Annotated in this window: 9 protein-coding genes; 8 read left to right on the top strand and 1 reads right to left on the bottom strand. The window is 68.6% G+C overall.

From position 1 onward, the window contains the following. Nucleotides 1-182: 182 nt before the first annotated feature. From N5K27_RS14975 to N5K27_RS14960, 4 genes are all read left to right on the top strand, one after another. Entirely contained in the window at nucleotides 183-836 is a 654-nt protein-coding gene (locus tag N5K27_RS14975) for an STN domain-containing protein (protein ID WP_279817335.1), read from the top strand. Then, nucleotides 833-1,441, top strand: coding sequence for a sigma-70 family RNA polymerase sigma factor (locus N5K27_RS14970; protein ID WP_279817333.1), 609 nt, complete (start codon nucleotides 833-835; stop codon nucleotides 1,439-1,441). The genes N5K27_RS14975 and N5K27_RS14970 overlap by 4 nt, the downstream gene beginning before the upstream one ends. A gap of 18 nt (nucleotides 1,442-1,459) precedes the next feature. After that, the gene (locus tag N5K27_RS14965) at nucleotides 1,460-2,455 is read left to right on the top strand and encodes a FecR domain-containing protein (protein ID WP_279817332.1); all 996 of its coding nucleotides are present in this window, start codon (nucleotides 1,460-1,462) and stop codon (nucleotides 2,453-2,455) included. A gap of 158 nt (nucleotides 2,456-2,613) precedes the next feature. Further along, entirely contained in the window at nucleotides 2,614-16,122 is a 13,509-nt protein-coding gene (locus tag N5K27_RS14960) for a filamentous haemagglutinin family protein (protein ID WP_279817330.1), read from the top strand. A gap of 63 nt (nucleotides 16,123-16,185) precedes the next feature. Here the strand turns inward: N5K27_RS14960 and N5K27_RS14955 are convergent, their stop codons facing one another. Beyond that, nucleotides 16,186-16,551, bottom strand: a complete 366-nt coding sequence (locus N5K27_RS14955) for a hypothetical protein (protein ID WP_279817328.1) — start codon at nucleotides 16,549-16,551, stop codon at nucleotides 16,186-16,188. A 236-nt stretch (nucleotides 16,552-16,787) separates the two neighbouring features. On the opposite strand from N5K27_RS14955, the gene N5K27_RS14950 reads away from it, so the two are divergent. Genes N5K27_RS14950 through N5K27_RS14935 form a run of 4 tightly spaced genes read left to right on the top strand, consistent with a single transcriptional unit; the run spans nucleotide 16,788 to nucleotide 21,426 of the window. Next, on the top strand, nucleotides 16,788-18,419 hold the full coding sequence (locus N5K27_RS14950; protein WP_279817326.1) for a ShlB/FhaC/HecB family hemolysin secretion/activation protein: 1,632 nt from the start codon (nucleotides 16,788-16,790) through the stop codon (nucleotides 18,417-18,419). A 55-nt stretch (nucleotides 18,420-18,474) separates the two neighbouring features. Beyond that, nucleotides 18,475-20,274: a MotA/TolQ/ExbB proton channel family protein gene (locus N5K27_RS14945; protein ID WP_279817325.1), complete on the top strand. Its 1,800-nt coding sequence runs from the start codon at nucleotides 18,475-18,477 to the stop codon at nucleotides 20,272-20,274. Between the two features lie 14 nt (nucleotides 20,275-20,288). Continuing rightward, entirely contained in the window at nucleotides 20,289-20,699 is a 411-nt protein-coding gene (locus N5K27_RS14940; RefSeq protein WP_087781292.1) for a biopolymer transporter ExbD, read from the top strand. Between the two features lie 10 nt (nucleotides 20,700-20,709). Further along, nucleotides 20,710-21,426: an energy transducer TonB gene (locus N5K27_RS14935; RefSeq protein ID WP_254914687.1), complete on the top strand. Its 717-nt coding sequence runs from the start codon at nucleotides 20,710-20,712 to the stop codon at nucleotides 21,424-21,426. Nucleotides 21,427-21,464: the final 38 nt, after the last annotated feature.

Below are 21,464 nucleotides of genomic sequence, written 5' to 3'. Positions count from 1 at the left end.
CGTTGCCCGCGCGGTAACGCGAATGTAATCCGGTTGTCACGCCTGCCCGCTACGATGCGGCGGCCTTGCCGCATGTCCGGTCCGGCCGTGCGGCCCCTGAAGAACTGCCGCGTTTGGGGTGGAATGTCCTGCCTGCCGTTGCCTGCCTCTCAGCCCGTCGCCTGCCCCTCAGCCGTGTGCGCATGATGTTGCTTGCCTGGATCCTGGGGCCGTTCTGCTGCGGCTTTGCCCACATCGCCCCCGCGCAGGCGGCCGGCACGGCTGCCCGGGCCGAGCCCGCCGCGTTCGCCATCGACAGCCAGCCACTGCACGATGCGTTGCAGGCCTACAGCCGGGCGACGGGGCGGTCGGTGCTCTATGACGCCGGCCAGGTGGCCCACCTGCGGTCGACGGCCATCGATGGAAGCCTGGATCCCGACGCCGCCTTGGCCGCCCTGTTGCAGGGAACCGGGATGCGGGCCAGGTTCGCCTCGACCGGGGCGTTCGTGATCGTGCCGGTCGAGCCGACGGCGCCAACCGCGACGCAGGGCGAAGCAGCAGCCGCGCTTCACGCCGCTTTCTACGGCAGGGTGCAGCGCGTGGCCACCAGTATTCTTTGCGCCGACGCCGGCCTGGCGATCGGCCGGTACCGGCTGGCGATCAGCGCCTACGTCAGCCGATCCGGCGAGCTGCAACGGGTCAAGGCCGCGGCCCAGGGACATGCCGAACTCGAGCCCCGCATCGAAGCCAGCCTGGAGGGGGCGCGGCTGGACATCGAGCCGCCGCCGGCGCTGGTCCAGCCCATCGTGCTGCTGGTGACGCAGCAGGCCGGCCGCTTGAAGGCTTGCGCATCATGACCGGCGGCGGCCTGGCCGAATTGAAGCGGCTGTTTATCGAACGCTACGAAACGCTCAAGGCGCAGTTGGCCAGGCGCCTGGGGTCGGCGGAGCTGGCGAGCGATGCGCTGCACGATGCCTATGTGCAGTTGGCGGACCGCGAGGGCTTGAACGAGGTCAGGCATCCCCAGGCCTATCTGCTGCATACCGCCTTCAATGCCGCGATCGACAGGCTGCGCGGCACCCAGCGTTATCTGAGCGCCGACGAAGTGGCCGATCTGTACGAACTGGCGGACCCCGCGCCCGGTCCGTCGCGCGTGGCGCAGGCCCGCTTCGACCTGGGGCGTGCGGCTGATGCCCTGGCCGCCCTGCCTGCCAGGCAGCGCGACGTGCTCTACGCTGCGCGGGTCGACGGCCTGACGCTGAAGGAACTGGCCCAGCGCTGGGGCGTATCCACGAGGCTGATCAGCCGGGAATTGCAGGCGGCGCACGAATTCTGCGCGCGTCATATGGAAATGGCGGAGGAAACGCCGGCGGCCGTCCCGGACCGTTCCGGCAGAGATGGCAACAAATTGTCAGATCCCGCAGAAAAGCGTGCGCATATCCGTGTCTCCAAACGTCTATAAGAAGAAGGAAAAACGAACATGGACACCAGGCTCCACGGCATGATGGCAGGAGACCCTATGAACGATCCCGGCGCGGACGGCGTCGACGTCGTGTTGCAGCAGGCGCGTGCATGGGCGCGGCGGCTGGCCGTCGGCCGTCCGACCACCGCCGATGCCGAGGCCCTGCGCCGCTGGTGCGCGCAAAGCGCCATGCATGCGCAGATGTGGCGGCGAGCGAGCGCGGAATGGCGCGAAATGGGCGACGTCCTGCAGGCGGTCCGGTGCCGGATCCCGGCGGCGCGGATCGCGCGGCCAGCCTCGCCGGGCCGCCGATGGTTCGTCGGCGCCGCGGTCGCCACGGCCGCGGGCGTGGTGGGCATGGTGAATCCCCCTCTGGGCCTGTGGCCTTCGTGGTCCGAGATGGGGGCGGACTATCGCACGGCCGTGGGCGAGCAGCGCAGCGTGGCCCTGAGCGCGCACATACAGCTGCTGTTGAATACCCAGACCAGCGTCTCGGTGCGGCAGGCCGATCCCCTGCGGGTCGAGCTGATCGCCGGCGAAGCCGAGATCCGCAGCGATGGCCAGGCCGCGCTCGAAATCCAGGCCGGCTCGGGGCGCATCCAGCTCGCGGCGGGATGCGTGGAGGTCAGGCATCTGGCCAACGAGGAAACCCGGGTTTTGTGCACCGAGGGCCGGGCCGAGGTGCGCCACGCCCACGGCGTCCTGACCCTGAACGCTCGCGAGTCGGCTTCGTACGGCGCCGGCCGTACGCTTGCCGCCATGCGCGACCAGCCCGCCGCGCCCTCGGGGTGGCGCCAGGGATACATCGTCTTCCACGATACGCCGCTGACCGACGCCGTGGCCGAGATCAACCGCTACCGCAGCGGCCGCGTGATCCTGATGAACGACGAACTGGCCCGCCAGCGCATCAGTGGCCGCTTCACCATCCAGGACACCGACCAGGCCATCGCGCTTATCCAGCAACTCTATGCCGCCCACGTTCGCCGTGTGGCGAACGTCGTGATGCTGGGGTGACCTGTCACCAAAAATTCATGCGGGTTTCTGTTCCATCTTTTTCCCAGAGGGCGTCTATACGGACATAGGGGCGTGCGGCTTGCGCGCCCGAGTTGATTCATCTGTCTAGGATCCGACCCGATATGTCCGTGCCCGTCCAGCCTGTCGCTTTGCCCCGTGTGGCGTTCCCAATCCGATCCGCGCGCCGCACCGCATGGCGGCGTACCCCGACGGCGGCGGCGATCGCGGCGCTGGCGCTGGCCGGGGCGTTCACCGAACCGGCACACGCGCAGCAGGCGTTCAGTCCGGCGTGGTTCGCGGCCAAGGGGGCGGCGCAGGGCACGGCGACGGCGACGGGGCGCTTGCCCAACGGCCTGCCGGCTTCGTCGCTGACGGCGCCCGAGCAGCAGTCGGCGGCGGCGCGGCAGAAGCTGCAGACCTCGATCAACAACCTGAACCTGGCGGCGCAGGCGATCGCGGCGCAGCAGGCACTGCAGAAGGCGGCGCGGGAAGCGGCGCTGGCGAGCGGATCGGTACCCGATGGCCTGGGCGAGGGGGGCCTGAAGGTCGACACCAACAGCCTGACGGCGGGCTGGCTCAACGCCAGGGATCCGGTGCAGACGGCCGCGGGCGGCCAGACCAGGGTGACGATCGAGCAGACGGCGGACAAGGCGATCCTGAACTGGGAGACGTTCAACGTTGGCCATAACACGACGGTGGCGTTCGACCAGCAGGCCAACTGGTCGGTGCTGAACCGGGTGAACGATCCGCAGGCGCGTCCGAGCCAGATCCAGGGACGGATCGAAGCGCCCGGGACGGTGATGATCGTGAACCGCAACGGGATCGTGTTCAGCGGGTCGAGCCAGGTGAACGTGCGCAACCTGGCGGCTGCCGCGGCGGGGATGACCGACAGCCAGTTCAAGAAGGGGCTGTACAGCGAGGCGCAGGGCAGCGGGCACATCCCGACCTTCGCCAATGACTTGCAGACGACGGCCAGCGGCAATAGCTACGGCGCGGCGACAGGGCAAGTGGTGGTGGAGCGGGGGGCGCGGATCGCCACGCACGTACCGCAGACGGTGACCGAGGGCGGCGGCTATGTGCTGCTGCTGGGCGGCGAGGTGCACAACGCGGGCCAGATCACCACCGATGGCGGGCAGACGGTGATGGCCGCGGGCGATGCCTTCGTGATCAAGAAGGGCATGGGCACCGATGCGAACCAGAGTTCGACCACGCGCGGCAACGTGGTCGGCACGCAGCACCTGGACGGTGGCGCCAGCGGCCTGGCGAGCAACACCGGCCTGATCCAGGCATCGACCGGCGACATCACGCTGGCCGGCCACGACGTGCGCCAGGGGGGCGTCGCGGTGGCGACGACCTCGGTGCACTCGCGCGGCACCATCCACCTGACGGCGAGCGGAGGCGACACCGCGCAGGTCGGTCTGGAAGAGGGCGGCGTCACCGCCATCGTGCTCGATGCAAGCGCCTCGACAGCGCTGGACGTGCAGCGCGAGACCCTGGTCCAGGATAGCGACAAGGCGGGCGACGGCATCGCCCACCGGCGCGACCAGTCGCTGGTGCAGATCGCCAGCAGCGGCGACGTGCGCTTCGAAGGCGATAGCCTGACCCTGGCCACCAGCGGCCAGGTCTACGTCGACGCGTCGGGCACCAGCGAGGTCAAGGACGGCGCCGCGATCGACGTCTCCGGCTACGTCGGCGTGCGCATCGCGATGGAAGCGAACAATGTCCTGGTCAACGTGCAGGGCTTCGAACAGCGCGACACCTCGGTCAACCGCGACGGCGACAAGCTGCGCAACAGCGATATCTGGCTCGATCGCCGCGACCTGGTCCTGGTGCCGGCCGGCACCAATGGCTATGAAACGGATCGCTGGTACACGGCGGGCGGCCTGCTGGAGGTCGGCGGCTATCTTGGCATCACGGGCCATGGCATCGGTGAATGGTCGGCGCAGGGCGGCACCGTGCAATTCAGTGGCGGCAACCTTTTGACGCGCCAGGGTTCGCTGATCAATCTCTCGGGCGGCGCGCTGGACGTGCAGACCGGCTATGTGGCCCAGACCTGGCTCAAGGGTTCGGACGGCAACCTGTATAACGCCTCGACGGCGCCGGGCGATCTGCTATATGCCGGTTTGTACCGGGGTTTCGAGACCGACGCTTCGCGCTGGGGCGATACGGCGAAAGAGAGTTTCTACAACCCGATCATCGCGCCGCTGAGGCGCCTGGAGAATGGTTATACGGTGGGCCGCGACGGCGGCCGACTGGTGGTGGCGACGGCTGCGGCGACGCTGCAGGGCGACGTCGAAACCAGCACTTATCAAGGCGAGCGGCAGCAACGCCCGCGCGAGGCGGGCCTGGACGGCTACCGGCAGGCGCAGACGGCCGCCGCGCGCAACGGCGAGCTGGTCATCGGCACCTGGACGCCGGTCTACGACGCCGACAGCGGCGACCTGCGCCACAGTCCGGGCGCAGTGGTCGACTCCGTCAAGATAGGCGGCACGGGCGGCGACATCGCGCTCGAGGCGGCCTGGCTCAACGCGCTGGAACTGGGCGGACTGCGGGTCTACGCCAAGGGCGGCATCGAGGTGGACGCATCGGTGGCGGTCGCGCCGGGCGGAGAAATCGCCCTGCATGCGACGCAGGTCGATGTCGATGCCGATCTGACGGCGCGCGGCGGCGCCATTGTCCTGGGCAACATGGTCGACCGGCACGTCAGTGCCAGCACGGGCTGGCAGCGGCTTCCGCTGGTGACGGCCGTGCCGGCGGGCTACGTGGCGGGCGTTTCCATTGGCGATGGCGTGACGCTGGACGCGCGCGGCCTGTGGAGCAACCTGCTGCAGGACGGTGTCGGCATCGACAGTCTGCCGTTCGTCAACGGCGGCCGCATCGACGTGCGCAGCAGCGGCGACGTACGGGTGGGTGCGGGCGCGCTGCTCGACGTGTCGTCGGGCGCGGCGCTCATGGCCGACGACAGCCTGCGCGGAGGCAAGGGCGGCGACATCGCGCTGGTTGCCGACGCCTACTCGGCGGCCGCAGGAGCCAAGGGCAGGCTCGTGCTGGAAGGCGAACTGCGCGGCCACGGCGTCAAGGGAGGCGGCACGCTGACCTTGCAAACCGGCAATGCCGTGGTCGTCGGCGGACAGGTCGCAGGCAGCGACGGGGTCCTGAAGGCGGGCGAGACTTCGCTGGTCGACCTGATCACCAGCGAGGCGTTCACCGTCGCCGAGGGCGCGGTGCTGCCGGTGGATTATCACTATGTCCGCACGCACGCCAATCCGGGAGAGGCGATCGGCGGTGCACCGCAGATCGTTGCCGGCAATCCGGCAAGCTGGGTCACGCTGGGCGCGGCCTGGACGCTGCCGAAGGCGGCCAACCAGAACGTCAGCTACGGCGTGACGCTTTCCAACGGCCAGTACCTGACGGTCGACGGCTATAGCTGGAGCACGCCGCCGACGCTGCCGGCGGGCACGGTCATCACGTCGGTGGTGAGTCCGATGAATTTTCCCATCAACTATGTCGTGGATGCCGCCATCCTGCCGAACGGTATCCCGATCGCGCCAACGCCCGGTGTGATCAAGGCCGGCACCGTCGCCGCCAGCGAGGTGACCTATGCCGCGGGCACCGTGATCCGCGCGGGCTCTTCCCTGCCGCAGGCGGTGGCGGTCGGGGCCTTGTTGCATCTGGAAGCCGCGCGCTTCCGGCAGGGTTTTTCGCGTTACGAGGTGACGGGCGGCGATGGCCTGGCCGTGGCCGAAGGCGCCGACCTGCGCGCGACGATGCCGGTCCTGCACGCGGATCTTTCCGCGGCGCGCGGGGTGGCCACCGGCGCTGATCCGCAAGAGGCGCTGGAGCGGCGACTCGCACCGCTGTTCGCCGAGGATGCCGGCAAGGGGCGGATGACGCAGCGCGGTGGCGCGGATCTCGTGCTGACCGCCGGGAACGCGCGCAGCATGGTCGAAGGGGGAGAGAGGCCCACCCTCGCCATTGGCGAGGGCGCTCGCATCGAAGTGGATCCGGGGCGCAGCATCGTCCTGAAGGGCAACGGCCAGATCAATATCGACGGCGGACTGCGCGCCGCCGGCGGCCGCATCGGCGTGTATGGCCTGGGGTTTGGCACCGAGGATGTCGGTAACCTGAAGGGCCACGACGGTTCGGTGTGGATAGGAAGCAAGGCCGTGCTCGACGTGGCGGGCCTTGCCCGGACCGCGGTGGATGCGCAGGGGCGCCGTTACGGCGTGGTGCTGGACGGGGGCCGGATAGAAATCGGCGGCAAGTACCAGGCCTACGCCACCCAGGCCGATGCCATCGACAATTTCATCGTCATCCGGCCCGGCGCGCGCCTGGACGCCTCGGGCGCCGCGGCGAAGCTGGACCTGCCGGGGCTGGGCGAGACCCTGCTGGCTTCCGGCGGCGGCGTGATCCATCTGGCCAGCTTCAACGGCCTGTATCTCGACGGCGATATGCAAGCGGCGGCGGGGGGCGCGGGCGCCGCCGGCGGTACGCTGTCCCTGGCGCTGGAAGCGCCCGCCTACCGGGATGCGGGCAATCCGGCCGATCGCGTACTGGTGCATCGCGAACTGCAATTGGTGAAGGAGCAGGCGCCCGAGAGCCTGGCGGCCGGGCTGCGTCCGGGTCAGGCCGATCCGGGACTGGTCTACGGCCATGGCCGTCTCGGCGCGGATCGCGTCGAGGCGGGTGGCTTCGGCAACCTGTCCATGCTGGTCAACGGCGTGCTTTCCCTGGACGATGGCGTGGATCTTGCACTGGGTCAGAGCCTGCACCTGGCATCGCGCGCGATCGTTCTGGCGGAGGGGGCGCCGGTCGGTGCCAACGTGGACCTGGCTGCGCCTTACGTTCGCCTGGCGGGCACTTCCCGCCCGGGCAAGGACAAGTACACCATACCGTTCCTGAACGATCCCAGTTCCTACCAAGGCGGCATGGTTGCGTTGCAGGACGACACGCGGCTGCGCGTGGAGGCCGGCGTGCTGGACGTGATCAACGGAGTGCGGTTCGGTGCCTATGGCTACTCGGTGCAGAGCGGCAAGGCCCTGGTTGCGCGCCACGGCTTCGAGCAGGTGGAGCTGCGCAGCCAGGACGATCTGAGATTCCTCAAGCATACGGTCGGCGACCGTACTTCCCTGACGACCGAAGGCGACCTGCTTCTGGCCGGTAGCCAGATCTATCCGGCCACCGGCTCGGTGGTCGACGTGATCGCGGGGCGCAAAGGGATTTTCGACCAGTGGGGGACCTATCAGATCACCTACGATCCCGAGCGCAGCCTGCGCATCGAGCGCAGCGGCGATGGCGCGGCGCCGCCGGTGCCGTACTCGGCCTTCGGTACCTTGCGCCTGCGGTCGGCCAACATCGACCAGGGCGGCGTGGTCCGCGCGCCGCTGGGCATGCTGGACCTTGGCGTCGCCGTGGGGAACTACCAGGAACCGGGCAGAATCGTGCTGCGCCCGGGCAGTGTCACGTCCGTCAGCGCCGCGGGACTGGTCATGCCCTACGGCGGCACGGTCGACGGCCTGAGCTACAACTATGCTGGAGCGGAAGCCTGGTTCTCCGGGCTGGGCGGCGGCCTGGGCAATGTGCAGCTGACGGCGGACAGCATCGAAGTGCAGGACGGCGCGCGGATCGACCTGTCCGGCGGTGGCGAACTGAAGGGGGCGGGCTTCTTGACCGGGCGCGGCGGATCCACCGATGCGCGCCTGCATCCGCTGGTGCAGATGGCCAGCGACGGTTTCGTGCTGCCAGGGCTGTCGACCAATCCGGTCTACGCCATCGTTCCTGGCGCGCAACCCGCCGTGGCGCCGATCGCGGCCGAGAAGGGCGCGGGCGATCCGATGATCGGCCGCCAGATCACGGTGGGCGACGGTGTGCCGGGCCTGGCGGCGGGCACCTATACCCTGTTGCCGTCCACCTATGCGCTGCTGCCGGGTGCCTTCCGCGTGGAATTGAACGGACTGGCTTCGAGCCAGGCCGCTTTCGGCAGCGGCACCGCCATGCGCAACGGATCCTACGCCACGGCCGCGCGCCTGGGTATCGCCAACACCGGCATTGCCGACGCGCAAACCACGCAGGCGGTGCTGACGCCGGCGGACACCTTGCGTAGCTATGCGCAGTACAACGAGACCAGCTACGCGCAGTTCGGCCTGGATTGGGCGGCGCGGGACGGCGCGCCGCGGCCGCAGCTGGAGCGCGATGCGCGGCAACTGGGTCTTTCGCCGGGCAGCCGTCTGGATATCGCCGCCGGCACGACGGATTTCACCCCGGCAGCGGGCGGGCGCGGCGGTACCGTGGTGTTGAACGGCAGCCGCATCGAGATCCTTGCCGATGGCGCGGCGCCCACCGAAGGCTTCGACGGCACATCGGTCTACGCCAGCACGCTCAATGGCCTGGGCGCCGCCGGCATCAGCATCGGCGGATCGCCGGTGTCCACGTTCGCTGTGCAGAACGACAGCGGTTCGTCGACCCAGAATGCCTGGCAGGTCGGCCTGGGCAACGGCAGGACCGGCGAACTCGTCCTGCGCCAGGGCGCCGTGCTGGAAGCGGCATCGGTCTTCCTGGCGGTCAACGACAAGAACCAAGGCCTGACCATCGAGCAGGGCGCGGGCATCAATACCTTGGGGCGGGGCAAGGCGCCCTGGGATGCGAACGACGGTTATGTGCTGATGCCGGGCCAGACCGGGGTCTTGGCGGTGACCAACGGCTGGCTGGACGTGACCTCGCCTACTGCCGATGACGCTTCCGGTGTACTCGGCGCGGGCTATCTGCACGTCGGCGCCTGCGCCGCGGGGGCGAGCTGCGTCGGCGAAACGGTGCTGTACTCGGAAGGCACGATCACCGCCGCCACCAACAAGTCGTTCGAGCTGGGCGAGTCGGTGCGCTACGGCACCCGCAACCTGGTGCTGGCCATGGGCGGCATCAACGTGGGCAGCGCGGAGGCGCTGGCGCAGGCCGGGGCCGCGGGCATCCTGCCCTCGGGCCTGACACTGAACCAGGGCGTGCTCGACCGCCTGCTGCGGGGCGATACCCGCACCGGCGCGCCGGCCCTGGAAAACCTCGTTCTGACCGCTGGCGATTCGGTCAATTTCTACGGCAACGTGAATTTGAGCACCATCGATCCGGTCACCGGCAAGTCCGCCCTGGAGCGTTTGGTGCTGGGCACGCCGGCCATCTACGGCCATGGCGGCGCGGGCGACGTCGCCCGGATCGAAACCGGTACCCTGGCCTGGAACGGCGCGACCACGCCGGCGGGCAATGTCATCGCCGGCGGCGCCGGCACCGGCAGCGGAAAACTGGTCATCGATGCGGACGTCATCGAGTTCGGCTACGGCCCCCGAAGCCAGCCCGATACCGTAGGCACGCACGAACGCCTGGCGCTGGGCTTTGCCAGCGTGGATCTCAACGCGGCCGAACGCATCACGGCCAACCACAAGGGCGCGCTGGCGGTGTACCAGTCCCGGGGCGCCTGGGACGACACGGCCAAGGCATGGACCTACAGCGGCGGCGACCTGAACCTCAACACACCGCTGCTTACCGGCCGGGCCGGTTCGGTGAACCGCATCAAGGCCGGCGGCGCCATCGCCGTCTCCGCCCCGGCAGGTTCCGCCGCACCGCTGTCGGACAACGCCTCCCTGGCCGACGCCCTGGGCGCCGAGCTGGCGCTGGACGCCGGTTCGCGCCTGGTGCTGGATACCGCGGTGCTGCTGCCCAGCGGCAAGCTGACGCTGTCGGCGCAGGACGATGTGATGCTGGCGGACGGCGCGCAGCTGGACCTGGCCGGCCGCAAGATCGATTTCTTCGACGTCGACAAATACAGCTGGGGCGGCGACGTGACGCTGTCGAGCCGACAGGGCAGCGTCGTCCAGCAGGCCGGCTCGACGATAGACCTGGCCGCCAAAAACAATCGCGCCGGCAAGCTCACGGTGCTGGCGCTGGAAGGGACGGCCGATCTCGCTGGCGCTGTCCTGGGCGGCAGCGCCGGGCACTACGATGCGGGTGGCACCCGGGTCCCGTTCGCGGCGGGCCACATCGACGTGCGCGCGCAGCACATCGCGGATTTTGCCGGCCTGAACGAACGATTGACCCAGGGCGAAGTCTTCGGCGGCCGCAGCTTCCAGCTGAAACAAGGCGACCTGGTCATCGGCGACGAACTCAAGGCCCGCGAGATCAACGTCTCGGTCGATAACGGCAGCCTGACGGTAACGGGCCGGGTCGATGCCAGCGGCGAGCAGGCCGGCAGCATCCGCCTGGCCGCCAACGGGGGCGTCACCCTGGCCGGCAGCGCCATGCTCGATGCCAGCGCCAGCGTGTTGCGCAAGGACAGCTACGGGCAGGCGATCGACGCGCCCAACCGCGCCGTCATCGAGATCGACTCGGGCAGCGGCCGACTGGTGCTGGCCGACGGCGTGCGCATGGACCTGGGCGTGGCCGGCGCGAGCGTGAATTACGGCACGGTGGCGTTGAACGCCCCACGCCTGGGCGGCGCCAGGGGCAACGACGTCGACATCGAGGCCAGCGGCGCCATCGTGATCGCCGGCGCCAAGTCCGTCGCCGTCAATGCCTTCCACACCTATGACGACGCGGCCGCCGGCACCGAGACCACGGTGGACGGCCGAAGCTACCAGACCATCGACCAGGCCTACCTGGACGGCAAGCACGCCGACAGCCTCGCCTTCATCGACAACGCGCTGGCCAATAGCGCGCTGATGAACGGCAAGCTTGCAGGCTTGCGCGCCCATGCCGGCGCGTTCCGCCTGCGTCCCGGCGTGGAGATCGTCAGCAACGCGGCGGTCAATCCCGACGGCAACCTGCACGTGGACGGCGATATCGACCTGTCCGGCCACCGCTACGCCAGCGTCAATCCGCGCACGCAGAAGACGTCCGCCCATGGTTCTGGCGAAGCCGGCGCGCTGGTGCTGCGCGCCCAGGGCGATCTGGCGATCTTCGGCAGCATCACCGACGGTTTCGACACGAGCAAGCTGGGGGTGACGGCAGACGACAATGGCTGGGTGCTACCCGCGGGACGCATGCCTTTCGGCGGGGATCTCGTCATCCCGCACGGCGGTATGGCGACGCTGGACGCCGGCACCCGGTTCGCCGGCGGCCGCACGCTGAACTATGACCTGCCGGTATCGAGCCTGACCTTGCCGGCCGGCACGCTCCTGTCCGCCGCCATGCCGCTGGCGCAGAGCCTGACGCTGCCGGCCGGCACGGTGCTAGGGGCGGCGGTGCTCGATGGCCAGGGCAACGTGGTGCACGCGGCCGGTACCGTACTGCAAGCGCCGGTGACGCTGGACGCCGGCATGCAGCTGGCCGCGGGCTTTCGATTGCCGGCGCAGGCGCAGATCGGGGCCACGACATGGCCCAAGGGCGTTGTGCTGCCGGTGGCAATGAAGCTGGCCCGGCCGCTGGCGCTGGCCAAGGGTGCCATCGTGCCGTCGGAAACCGACGTGGTGCTGCCGGGCGGCGTGGAGATGGTGGACCTGCGTCCCAAGGGGGCCGACGGCACCCAGGGTCGCACCTTGGCGCTGGCGCCGATGCTGGAAGCCGGTTCGCAATCGTGGGACATCCGGCTGGTGGCCGGCGCCGACACGACGGCGGCCGACGCACGCCTGACATTGCCGGACAGCATGGCGCGCTTGCGCCTGTCCGACACGCATTTCGGCATGGGACACGTGCTCACGCCGATTCCCGGCACCGGTACGCCGGCCACGTACGGGGCCGCCACGTCGCCAGAAGCCGAGGCCTTCTTCGCGGATCTCGCGGCGTGGTACGGCATCGTGCTGACACCAGGCCAGGCGATCACCCCAAGCGACGTGCAGAACCTCAAGGACAACTGGATCATTTCCGAGAGCGTTACCGAACTCAACGACTGGGGCTATGGTGAAGTGGTCCATGTCGTAGATGCCGGGACGCCGCCGGACCTGGAGTTCGTGCCCAAGCTAGCGCGGCAGCAATTGTTCAGCGCGTTGCGCACCGGCACCGGCGACCTGGACCTGGTTTCGGGCGGGGATGTCGAAATGACCTCGCTCTACGGCGTCTACACGGCGGGCACCTCCTCGGCGCCGCCGGGCAGCGGCTATAACCAGGCGCGCGGCCGTTTGACCGACGGTACGGTGCTGCGTCCCGAAGGGGCGATTTTCGAAGCGCTGGTCGATGGCGGCGCCGAAAGCCTGTACGCGGCCTGGTACCCGGAGCAGGGCGGTAATGTGTTGTTGCGTGCCGGCGGCGATCTCAAGGGCGACCTGGTCGGCAACAACGAGAACCGCAGCGACGTTGACGCCTATACCTTCTACAACACGCGCCAGCAGATCGCGACCGCGGCGGTTGGCAACTGGCTGTGGCGGCAGGGTACCGGTAGCGTCGAGGCGGGCACCGACGCGGTGCCGACGGCGTGGTGGATCAACTTCGGCACTTATGTCGCGGGTGGCGCCACCGGCCAGACCGATCCTTACGGTACGAGGCTATTCGGCAATGCCCCTTTCCTGGTGGGCTTCACCGGCATCGGCACGCTCGGTGGCGGCAATCTGGTCGTGGAGGCCGGCGGCGATGCCGGCATGATCGATGCGCGCGGCCTTCAGGCGACCTGGAACGAGACGCGCCATACTCCGCGCAGCCAGGGTCTGCATCTGGCCGTGGCCAGTACCGGTCGCATCACGCCGAGCGGCGAACTGGTGCAGACGGGCGGCGGCGACCTCTCGCTGCGCCTGGGCGGTACCTTGAATCCGAATCCGGAACTGCGAGTCAACGAGCACGACCTGAACAGTACCTTCGTCAATCTGCGCGGCGCCACGATGATCGATGCCGGCGCCATGGGCGGAGTGAAGCTCGGCTATGGCGGGCGGGATCAGATGGATTCCCGCCGGGGCGACGTGTACGCGGCCGGGGGCGGCCAGGCCACCGGCGGGCCTATCCTGGTGCTGGGCGATTCCGCTGTCCGCATTGAGACCCGCGGCGATCTGGTGTTGGGCGGTACGGCCGACCCCGGCCGGACCCTGCTGCTCAATGCAACCCCTTTCACCTACCAGGGCGCGGATTACGCCGGTAACGGCTGGACCTGGTTCTCGCTGTGGACGCCGGCTACCGCCATCGATCTGTTCAGCGCAGGCGGCAACCTGACTCCCGTCACGACCTGGGACGAAAGGGATATCAACGAAAACGTGCGCGGAGGCGGCAAGGGTCGCAACCAGTCGGCCAACGGTGACGGCTCTTTCTACCCGTCCGTCCTGCGAGCGGCCGCCGCCAATGGCAGCCTGTACTACGGCGCCAGCGCCAGCAGCGCGCGCCATTTTTCCACCGGAATCATGCGCTATGCCCACGGCACTGTGCTGGCGCCTTCGCCGGTCGGCGCACAGTTCGTCAATGCCATCGGCAAGAGCGAACTTCAACTGCTGGCGCAGGAGTCGATTCATGGCGCAGGTTATGTGTTCTCGACCTCTACGGCCGACCCGTCGGGGATGGCCAGCCCGTTCCGTCCCGGTTTTGTCGGCATGCTGGCCCAAACAGGTGGCGGCCAGTACGGCACCGATCCGCTTCTGGTCCACAACGCGTCGGCCGAAGCGGCGCTGTACAACGATTGGCTGGGGGGCCAAACCTTGGGACGCATGAATACTGCCGCGTTGTTTACCTTCGGTGGCACGGCGACCGTCGCGGGGGCGGCGGTGGGACGGGAGCCGGCGCGCTATTACGCGGTGCAAGGCGACATCGTCGGCCTGCGCGTCGGCCAGGAAGTGTTGCTGGGCTATCCGGCGGGCTCGGCAGGGTCGCGCTACGAGGCGTCGGGTCCGGTGGCGATACGCGCCGGCCGCGACATTGCGGATTCCGGTACGCCGCTGGGTCAGAAGGATCCGACGGCAGGGCGCCTGGACTCGACCGCCTCGACCCGCGGCAACCTGATCGCTCATGCCTATGCCGACGAGATATCGGTGGTGCAGGCCGGCCGCGATCTGCGCAGCAGCAGCTTCTATATCCTCGGCCCGGGCCTGCTCGATGTATCGGCTGGCCGCCACGTCTATCTGGGCAACAAGGGCGAGATCAAGAGCCTGGGGCCGCTCGGCGGTGTCGAGGCGTCGGGCGGCCGCAGCGGCGGCGCCAGTATCTCGGTGTCGGCGGGAATGGGCGAGGGCGCTTACTGGGATGCCTTTGCCAGGCGTTATCTGGACCCGTCCAACCAGGCCGATCCGGGCCGGCCCTTCGCTGACCAGCCAGGCAAGGCCTTGATCGTCTACAGCGGCAAGCTCACGCTGGCGCAATGGCTGCAAAGCGAGTTCGGCTACACCGGCGACGAGGCCGGCGCGCAAGACTTCCTGGCGCAGCAGCAGGCGCAGCTGGATGAGGCGCGCGCCGCCGCGCTGGCCCAGGGCCGCACCGCCAGCAACCGTTCGCTGGCGCGCGAGTTCCAGCAGCAAAGCCAGCTGCATCTGGTGAACTGGCTGAGCGACCGCTTCGGCGGCGCCAATGGCCTGGGCCAGCATTTCGATGCCGCGACTACAGACGCGCGCGCCTTCTTCGATGCACTGCCGCCGGAGCAGCGGCACGCCTACTTGCGCAATGTCTATTATGCCGAGTTGCGCGAGTCCGGCCGCGAGTACAACGATGCCGACGGCAAGCGCTTCGGCAGCTACCTGCGCGGCCGTGAAGCCATCGCGACCTTGTTTCCCGAGCAGGACGCGCAGGGCAGGGCACTGACGTACGAAGGCGACCTGACCATGTTCAGCAGCGCGCTCTACTACAACGCCGACCATGTAAACAACCCCGTCGGCCAGGCGCGTCCGACGCCGGGCACGACCTACATCACCAAGGCGCAGTGGGAGGCGCTGGGCAGCCCCGGCTACAACGTGTCGTTCTACGACGTGCTCGATGCCGGCATCCATACCAACTTCGGCGGCGACATCAGCATCTTGGCGCCGGGGGGGCGCATGCTGGTCGGCATCGACGGCGGCTTCAACCCGGGCCCGGGCTCGGGCGTGATGACGCAGGGAGAGGGCGACATCAATATTTACGCTCTCGGCAGCATCCTGATGGGGCAGAGCCGCGTCTTCACCACCTTCGGCGGCAATATTCTGGGTTGGTCGGCCGCTGGCGACATCAATGCCGGCAGGGGCTCCAAGACGACAGTGGTCTATACGCCCTCGCGGCGCACGTACGACAGCGTCGGCAACGTCACCTTGTCGCCGCAGGCGCCGAGCACGGGCGCCGGCATCGCCACGCTGAACCCGATCCCGGAGGTGCCTCCCGGCGACATCGACCTGATCGCGCCCTTGGGAACGATCGACGCGGGCGAAGCGGGGATCCGGGTGTCGGGCAACGTGAACCTGGCGGCGCTGCGCGTGGTGAACGCGGAGAACATCCAGGTGCAGGGCAAGGCGGTGGGGATTCCGGTCGTGGCGGCGGTGAACGTGGCGGCGCTGAGCAATGCGAGCGCGGCGGCCTCGCAGGCGGCGACGGCGGCGCAGGACGTAATGCAGCGCGAGCGGGCGGCGTCGCGCCAGGCCTTGCCGTCGGTCTTTACCGTGCGGGTGCTGGGTTTCGGCAACGAGACCGCGCCTGCTTCGCAGGAACCGGTGGCGCCGCGTGCCGTGGAACCTTCGGCTTATCGGCCGGAGGGGTTGGTGAAGGTGGTGGATGCGTCGGCGCTGACGGCGCGGGAGCGGGCGCGGCTGGGGTTGTAAGCGAGACCGCCGTGTCCGGGCGGCGCGCGGGTCGGGTTTTCCGGACCGCGCGCCGCTTTTTTATCAGGGCGCGCCGAAGATCGGGCTGCCGTATTGCGGGGTGGGTGGCCGTTGCGGATAGACCGAGGTGCCGAAGGTGTTGCCCATCCGGTTGGCCATGGCCGCGCGGTTGAACAGGCCTAGTTGGTTGGAAGAGCGTTGGACGATGGCTTCGGACGCGAGTTCGGGGCCGCCCTCCATCTTTCCCGGCGCGGGCTTGGGCTGCAGCTTCTGCGTCAGGCATCCATAGGAAGGCGCGCGCTGGCCGTTGACTTCGACATCGAAGCACGACGGTTCGGCGGTGTCGGGAGCGGCCGAGGCGGCGGCGCCCGACACGAGGGCGCAGGCGAGGGTGGCGAGGGACAGGATCAGGGGGCGGTTCAGGTTCATGGCGTTCTCCTGGTAGCCAGCGTAGCACCCAGCATCGATTCCCTCTACCTCGCCACGGCGCCATTCGCGGGAGATCGCCGGCCGCCGATTTTCTTCATGAACTTTTCATGACAAACGACAGTCCGGGGCCGCCCCGTCCGTCTAAGCAAAAGAACGACCCGGACCCCGTGCCGCTTCCGGCATGACGCCGGGAGGGGATGCCGCGAAGGCTACTACTTGAGAAACGAATTCGACACATGCATGAGCTGAGAAAGAACGGACCGTCGGCGGCATGGCGGGCCCTTTGCGTGGTGGCTCTCTCGCTGGGCACGCCTGCCCTGGCGCCGGCCCAGGAGCAGGGCGCGGCGCCGTCGGCCGACACGCCCAGCGGGGCTGAGCGCCGCGTGGACATCAACGAGTACATCGTGCGTGGCAACACGGTGCTGGACGTACGATCCATCGAGAAGGCGGTGACGCCTTTCCTCGGGCCGGGCCGTACGCTCAAGGACATGGAAGGCGCGCGCGACGCGCTGTTGTCCGCCTACCAGTCCAAGGGCTACCAATCCGTCTATGTCGACCTGCCGGAGCAGCAGGTCGTGGCCGGCATCGTCTATCTGCAGGTTTCCGAGACCAAGGTGGGGCGCGTCCGCGTCGTGGGCGCCGAGTATTCGTCGCCGCTCGAGGTGCGGGACCAGGTGCCGGCGCTGGCCGAAGGCCAGGTCCCCGATTTCAACAAGGCGCAAGCCCAGTTGACCGAATTGAACCGGGCCGGCCGCCGGCAGGTGATGCCCCTGGTCCGGCAGGGCAAGCTGCCCGGGACGATGGACGTGGACCTGAAGGTGGAGGACAACAGCCCGTGGCGCGCCAGCGCGGGCCTGAACAACGACCGCAGCCCGGACACCAAGTCGCTGCGGGCCACGGCCTCCATCGGGCACGACAATTTGTGGCAGATGGGGCACAGCGCGTCGCTCAGCTTCTTCGGCGCGCCGCAGGACCTGGACCAGACCAAGGTGTGGTCCGGTTCGTACGTCGCGCCGCTGCGCGATACGAACTGGAGCCTCGAGGCGTCGGGCTACGTCTCGGACAGCAACGTCTCGACCGTGGGCGGTACCTCGGTGCTGGGCAAGGGCCATGCCATCGGCCTGAAGGCCACCTACACCGTTCCCAACGCGGGCGAGTGGTGGCACGCCTTCAGCGCGGGCATCGACTTCAAGAGCAATAAGGAACAATTGCGCCTGGGCGCCACCGGCGACGAGGTCCCGCTCAAGTACGCGCCGGTCACGCTGTCGTATTCGGGGTTCCGCCAGACCGAGCGTGGCCAGTACGCGCTGGGCATGTCGTTCGTGACCGGCACCCGCAGCCTGTTCGGCTACGGCAGCAATTGGCAGGAATTCAACTACAAGCGCTACAAGGCCAAGCCTGGCTTCATGGTGCTGAAGGCCGACGTCAACGCGACCTACAACTTCGCCGGCGAATCCCAGCTGGGATTCAGGCTGGCCGGACAGATGACCGATTCGCCGCTGGTGTCGGGCGAGCAGATCGCCGCCGGCGGCATGAACTCCGTGCGCGGCTACATGTCGGCCGAATCCACCGGCGATTACGGCCTGGTCGGTTCGGTCGAGTGGCGCACCAAACCCCTGCAGTGGGCCGGAGCCTGGGTCGAGAACTGGCGCGCGTACGCGTTCATGGATGCCGCCCAGCTTCGCCTGCAGGACCCGCTGCCGGAGCAGCAGTCGCGCTTCACGCTGGCCTCGGTGGGGATCGGAACCAGTTTCCGCATCGGCCAGCGCGTGTCCGGCCGGCTGGATTTCGGCTATCCGCTCAGGGACGGCCCCCGCACGGAAAAGCACGATCCGCGCGTGACCTTCAGCATCAACGCCAGTTATTGATCATCGCCACTCGCTTCCATTCATGTCTTTCAGAAAAGATCCCGGAGAGTTTTCCATGCGACGCATTCTGCTTCTCGCGCTCACGATGCTGAGCGCGGTCCTGCCCGGCCTGGCGCAGGCCTGGTGGCAGCCCGACTGGGCCTACCGCAAGCCCATCACCATCGACGCCACGCCGCAGGGCGCCGCCCTGGGCGGCGAGGCCGGCCGCACCCCCGTGCTGGTCCGCCTGCATACCGGCAACTTCAGTTTCGAGGGCGTGGGCGAGAACGGCGCCGACCTGCGCTTCGTCGCGGGCGACGACAAGACCGTGCTCAACCACCAGGTCGAGCAATTCGATCCCTTGCTGGGTATCGCGCTGATCTGGGTCGACGTACCCAACGTCTCGGCCGGCGCCGCGCAGCAGCTGTGGATGTACTACGGCAATCCGAAGGCGCCGGCCTCGGCCAATGGCCAGCTGACTTTCGATCCGGACTACACGCTGGTCTACCACTTCGCCGAGGCCAACGTGCCGGCGCGCGACACCACCGCCTACGGCAACCATGCGCAGACCGCCGTGGTCAGTGTCGACGGCACCGTCATCGGCAAGGGTGCCCAGCTAGGCGTCGCGCCGCTCATGTTGCCGGCTTCGTCGTCGCTGTCGCTGCAGGCCGGCGCGCCTTTCACGTTCTCCGCCTGGGTGCGTCCCGACCAGCTCGGCGCCGAGCAGGCTCTTTACGTCCGCCGCGAAGGCGCCAGCGAATTCATCGTGGGCGTGGATCAGGGGGTGCCGTTCGTACAGGTCAATGGCCGGCGCAGCGCCCCCGGCCAGCCGATCCAGGCAGGCCAGTGGTCGCACATCGCGGTCAAGGCCGATGCCGGCAATGTCGTGCTGTTCGTCGCGGGCCGACAGGCCGCGGCTGTCGCCGCCAGCCTACCCGCGTTCAACGCCTCGGCCGCGGTCGGCGGCGACATCGCCCGCTCCGCGGCGCCCGGCCAGGCGGCTTCCGGCCAGGCGCTGGCGCCGTTCACCGGTGCCATCGATGAACTGCGCCTGTCCAAGGCTGCCCGTCCCGACGCGCTGATCCTGGCCGACGCGATCTCGCAGGGCGCCGATTCGCGCCTGACGGCGTTCGGCGCCGACGAGCAGCAGGCAGGCAAGAGCCACTTCGGTTTCATCCTGGCCGCCATGCCGCTGGATGCCTGGGTGGTCGTGGCCATCCTGGGCCTGATGATGCTGGTCTCTTGGGCCATCATGATCGGCAAGGGTCGCAGCTATGGCGCCATGTCGCGCGCCAACGGCTCGTTCATGGCTTTCTTCCGCGAGGCGGCCGGCGCGCCGCTCGACAGCCTGGCCAACAGCAATCGCGTGCCGGAAGACGTCAAGCAGGATTCGTCGCTGTGGCGCCTGTATGAAGTGGCGATCGAGGAAATGCGTCGCCGCCAGGAACGCGGCTACGACATCAACGCCGTGTCGGATGCCACCATCGGCGCCATCCGCGCCGCGATGGACGGCGTGATGGTGCGCGAGAACGAACGCATGTCCAAGCGCATGAACTGGCTCTCGACCACCATCGAAGGCGCGCCTTACGTGGGCCTGTTCGGCACGGTGATCGGGATCATGCTGGTGTTCGTGGTCGCGGCCATGGCGGGCGCGGTCGACATCAACTCCGTCGCGCCGGGCATGGCGGCCGCGCTCTTGTGTACCGCGGCCGGCCTGGGCGTCGCGATCCCCGCGCTGTTCGGCTACAACTGGCTGGCCTCGCGTTCGGAAGCCATCGGCGCCGACATGGCCGTGTTCGTGGATGAGTTCTCCACGCGCCTGGCCGAAGAGCAGGGCGCGGGCCGCCAGGTCCGCCCCGCCTTGCAGCGCGCTTGACGGAGCGGGCGACCATGGCAACCGCAGTCAAGTTCGGCACCAAGAAGCGTGCCAACGGCATCAACATCACGCCCTTCGTCGACGTGCTGCTGGTGGTGCTGGTCATCTTCATCCTGACCAGCAACGCCAGCATCCCGGGCATCCGCGTGGACCTGCCCAAGGCGAGCGCCTCGGTCCCGCTGGAAAAGCCCAAGACCAAGGCCATCACCATCGACAACGCCGGCCAGGTGTTCCTGGATGCCTATCCGGTCACGCTGCCCGAACTGGAAGAGCGGTTGCGCACGGAGAAGGCGCTGTCGCCCGACTTCCCGGTGATCGTCCGCGGCGATGCCTCGGTCCAGTACGCGAAGGTGGTCGAAGTGCTCGACCTGCTGCGCCGGATCGAGCTCAACCAGGTCGGCCTGGTGACGGGCAAGCCGGCCTGAGGAGAGCAATGTGACCAGTCGTGATCCCGTCTCTCGCCCGGCCTCGCCAGGCAGCCGCCTGTGGCGGCGCTGGGGCGGGCTCGTCATCGGGTTGGGCGTGGCGGCCATTCTTGCCGGGTTGCTGTGGTATCTGCTTGCCGATACCGCCAGTACCAAGCGCGAAGTGGCGGCAACCCCGATGCTGATGCTGCCCCCGCCGCCTCCGCCGCCACCCGAGCCGGAAAAATTGCCCGAGCCTGAACCGGAGATCAAGCCGGAAGTCGTCGAGCCCGAGCCCACGCCCATCGAACCGCTGGATGCGCCGCCGGAAGACGCGCCGCCGAGCCCGTCGCAGGACCTGGGCGATCCCGTCACCATCGACGGCGCCGCCCAGGCCGGCTCGGATGCTTTCGGCGTGGCGGCCGGCCGCGGTGGCGGATCCTCGGGAGCGGGGCGCGGAGGGCTCGGCAATGCCGCCTATTCCTCCTACTACTCGAATGCCTTGCAGCGGTTGCTGGGGCGTGACCCGCGTACGCGCAACCTGGCGTTCCAGGATATACGCATTGACTTCTGGTTGACCGCGGATGGCCAGGTGGCGAAGGTCCAACTGGTGAAGAGCAGCGGCGATCCCGAGGTCGACAAGGCTGTTCTGGACGTCGTGCGCGAAGGAGACATCTCCGACGAGCGGCCCCCCGCCTCGATGCGTTATCCGATGCGGCTCACCATGAAGGGACAGCGTCCGTCATGAGTGCGTCGCCACAACCCCATCCGTTTCCACCCCATTCC

Source organism: Pigmentiphaga sp. GD03639 (assembly GCF_029845405.1).
Classification (GTDB): Bacteria; Pseudomonadota; Gammaproteobacteria; order Burkholderiales; family Burkholderiaceae_B; genus Pigmentiphaga; species Pigmentiphaga daeguensis.
The sequence above is the reverse complement of the archived record's forward strand: the minus strand, read 5'-3'. Positions and strand labels throughout refer to the sequence as shown.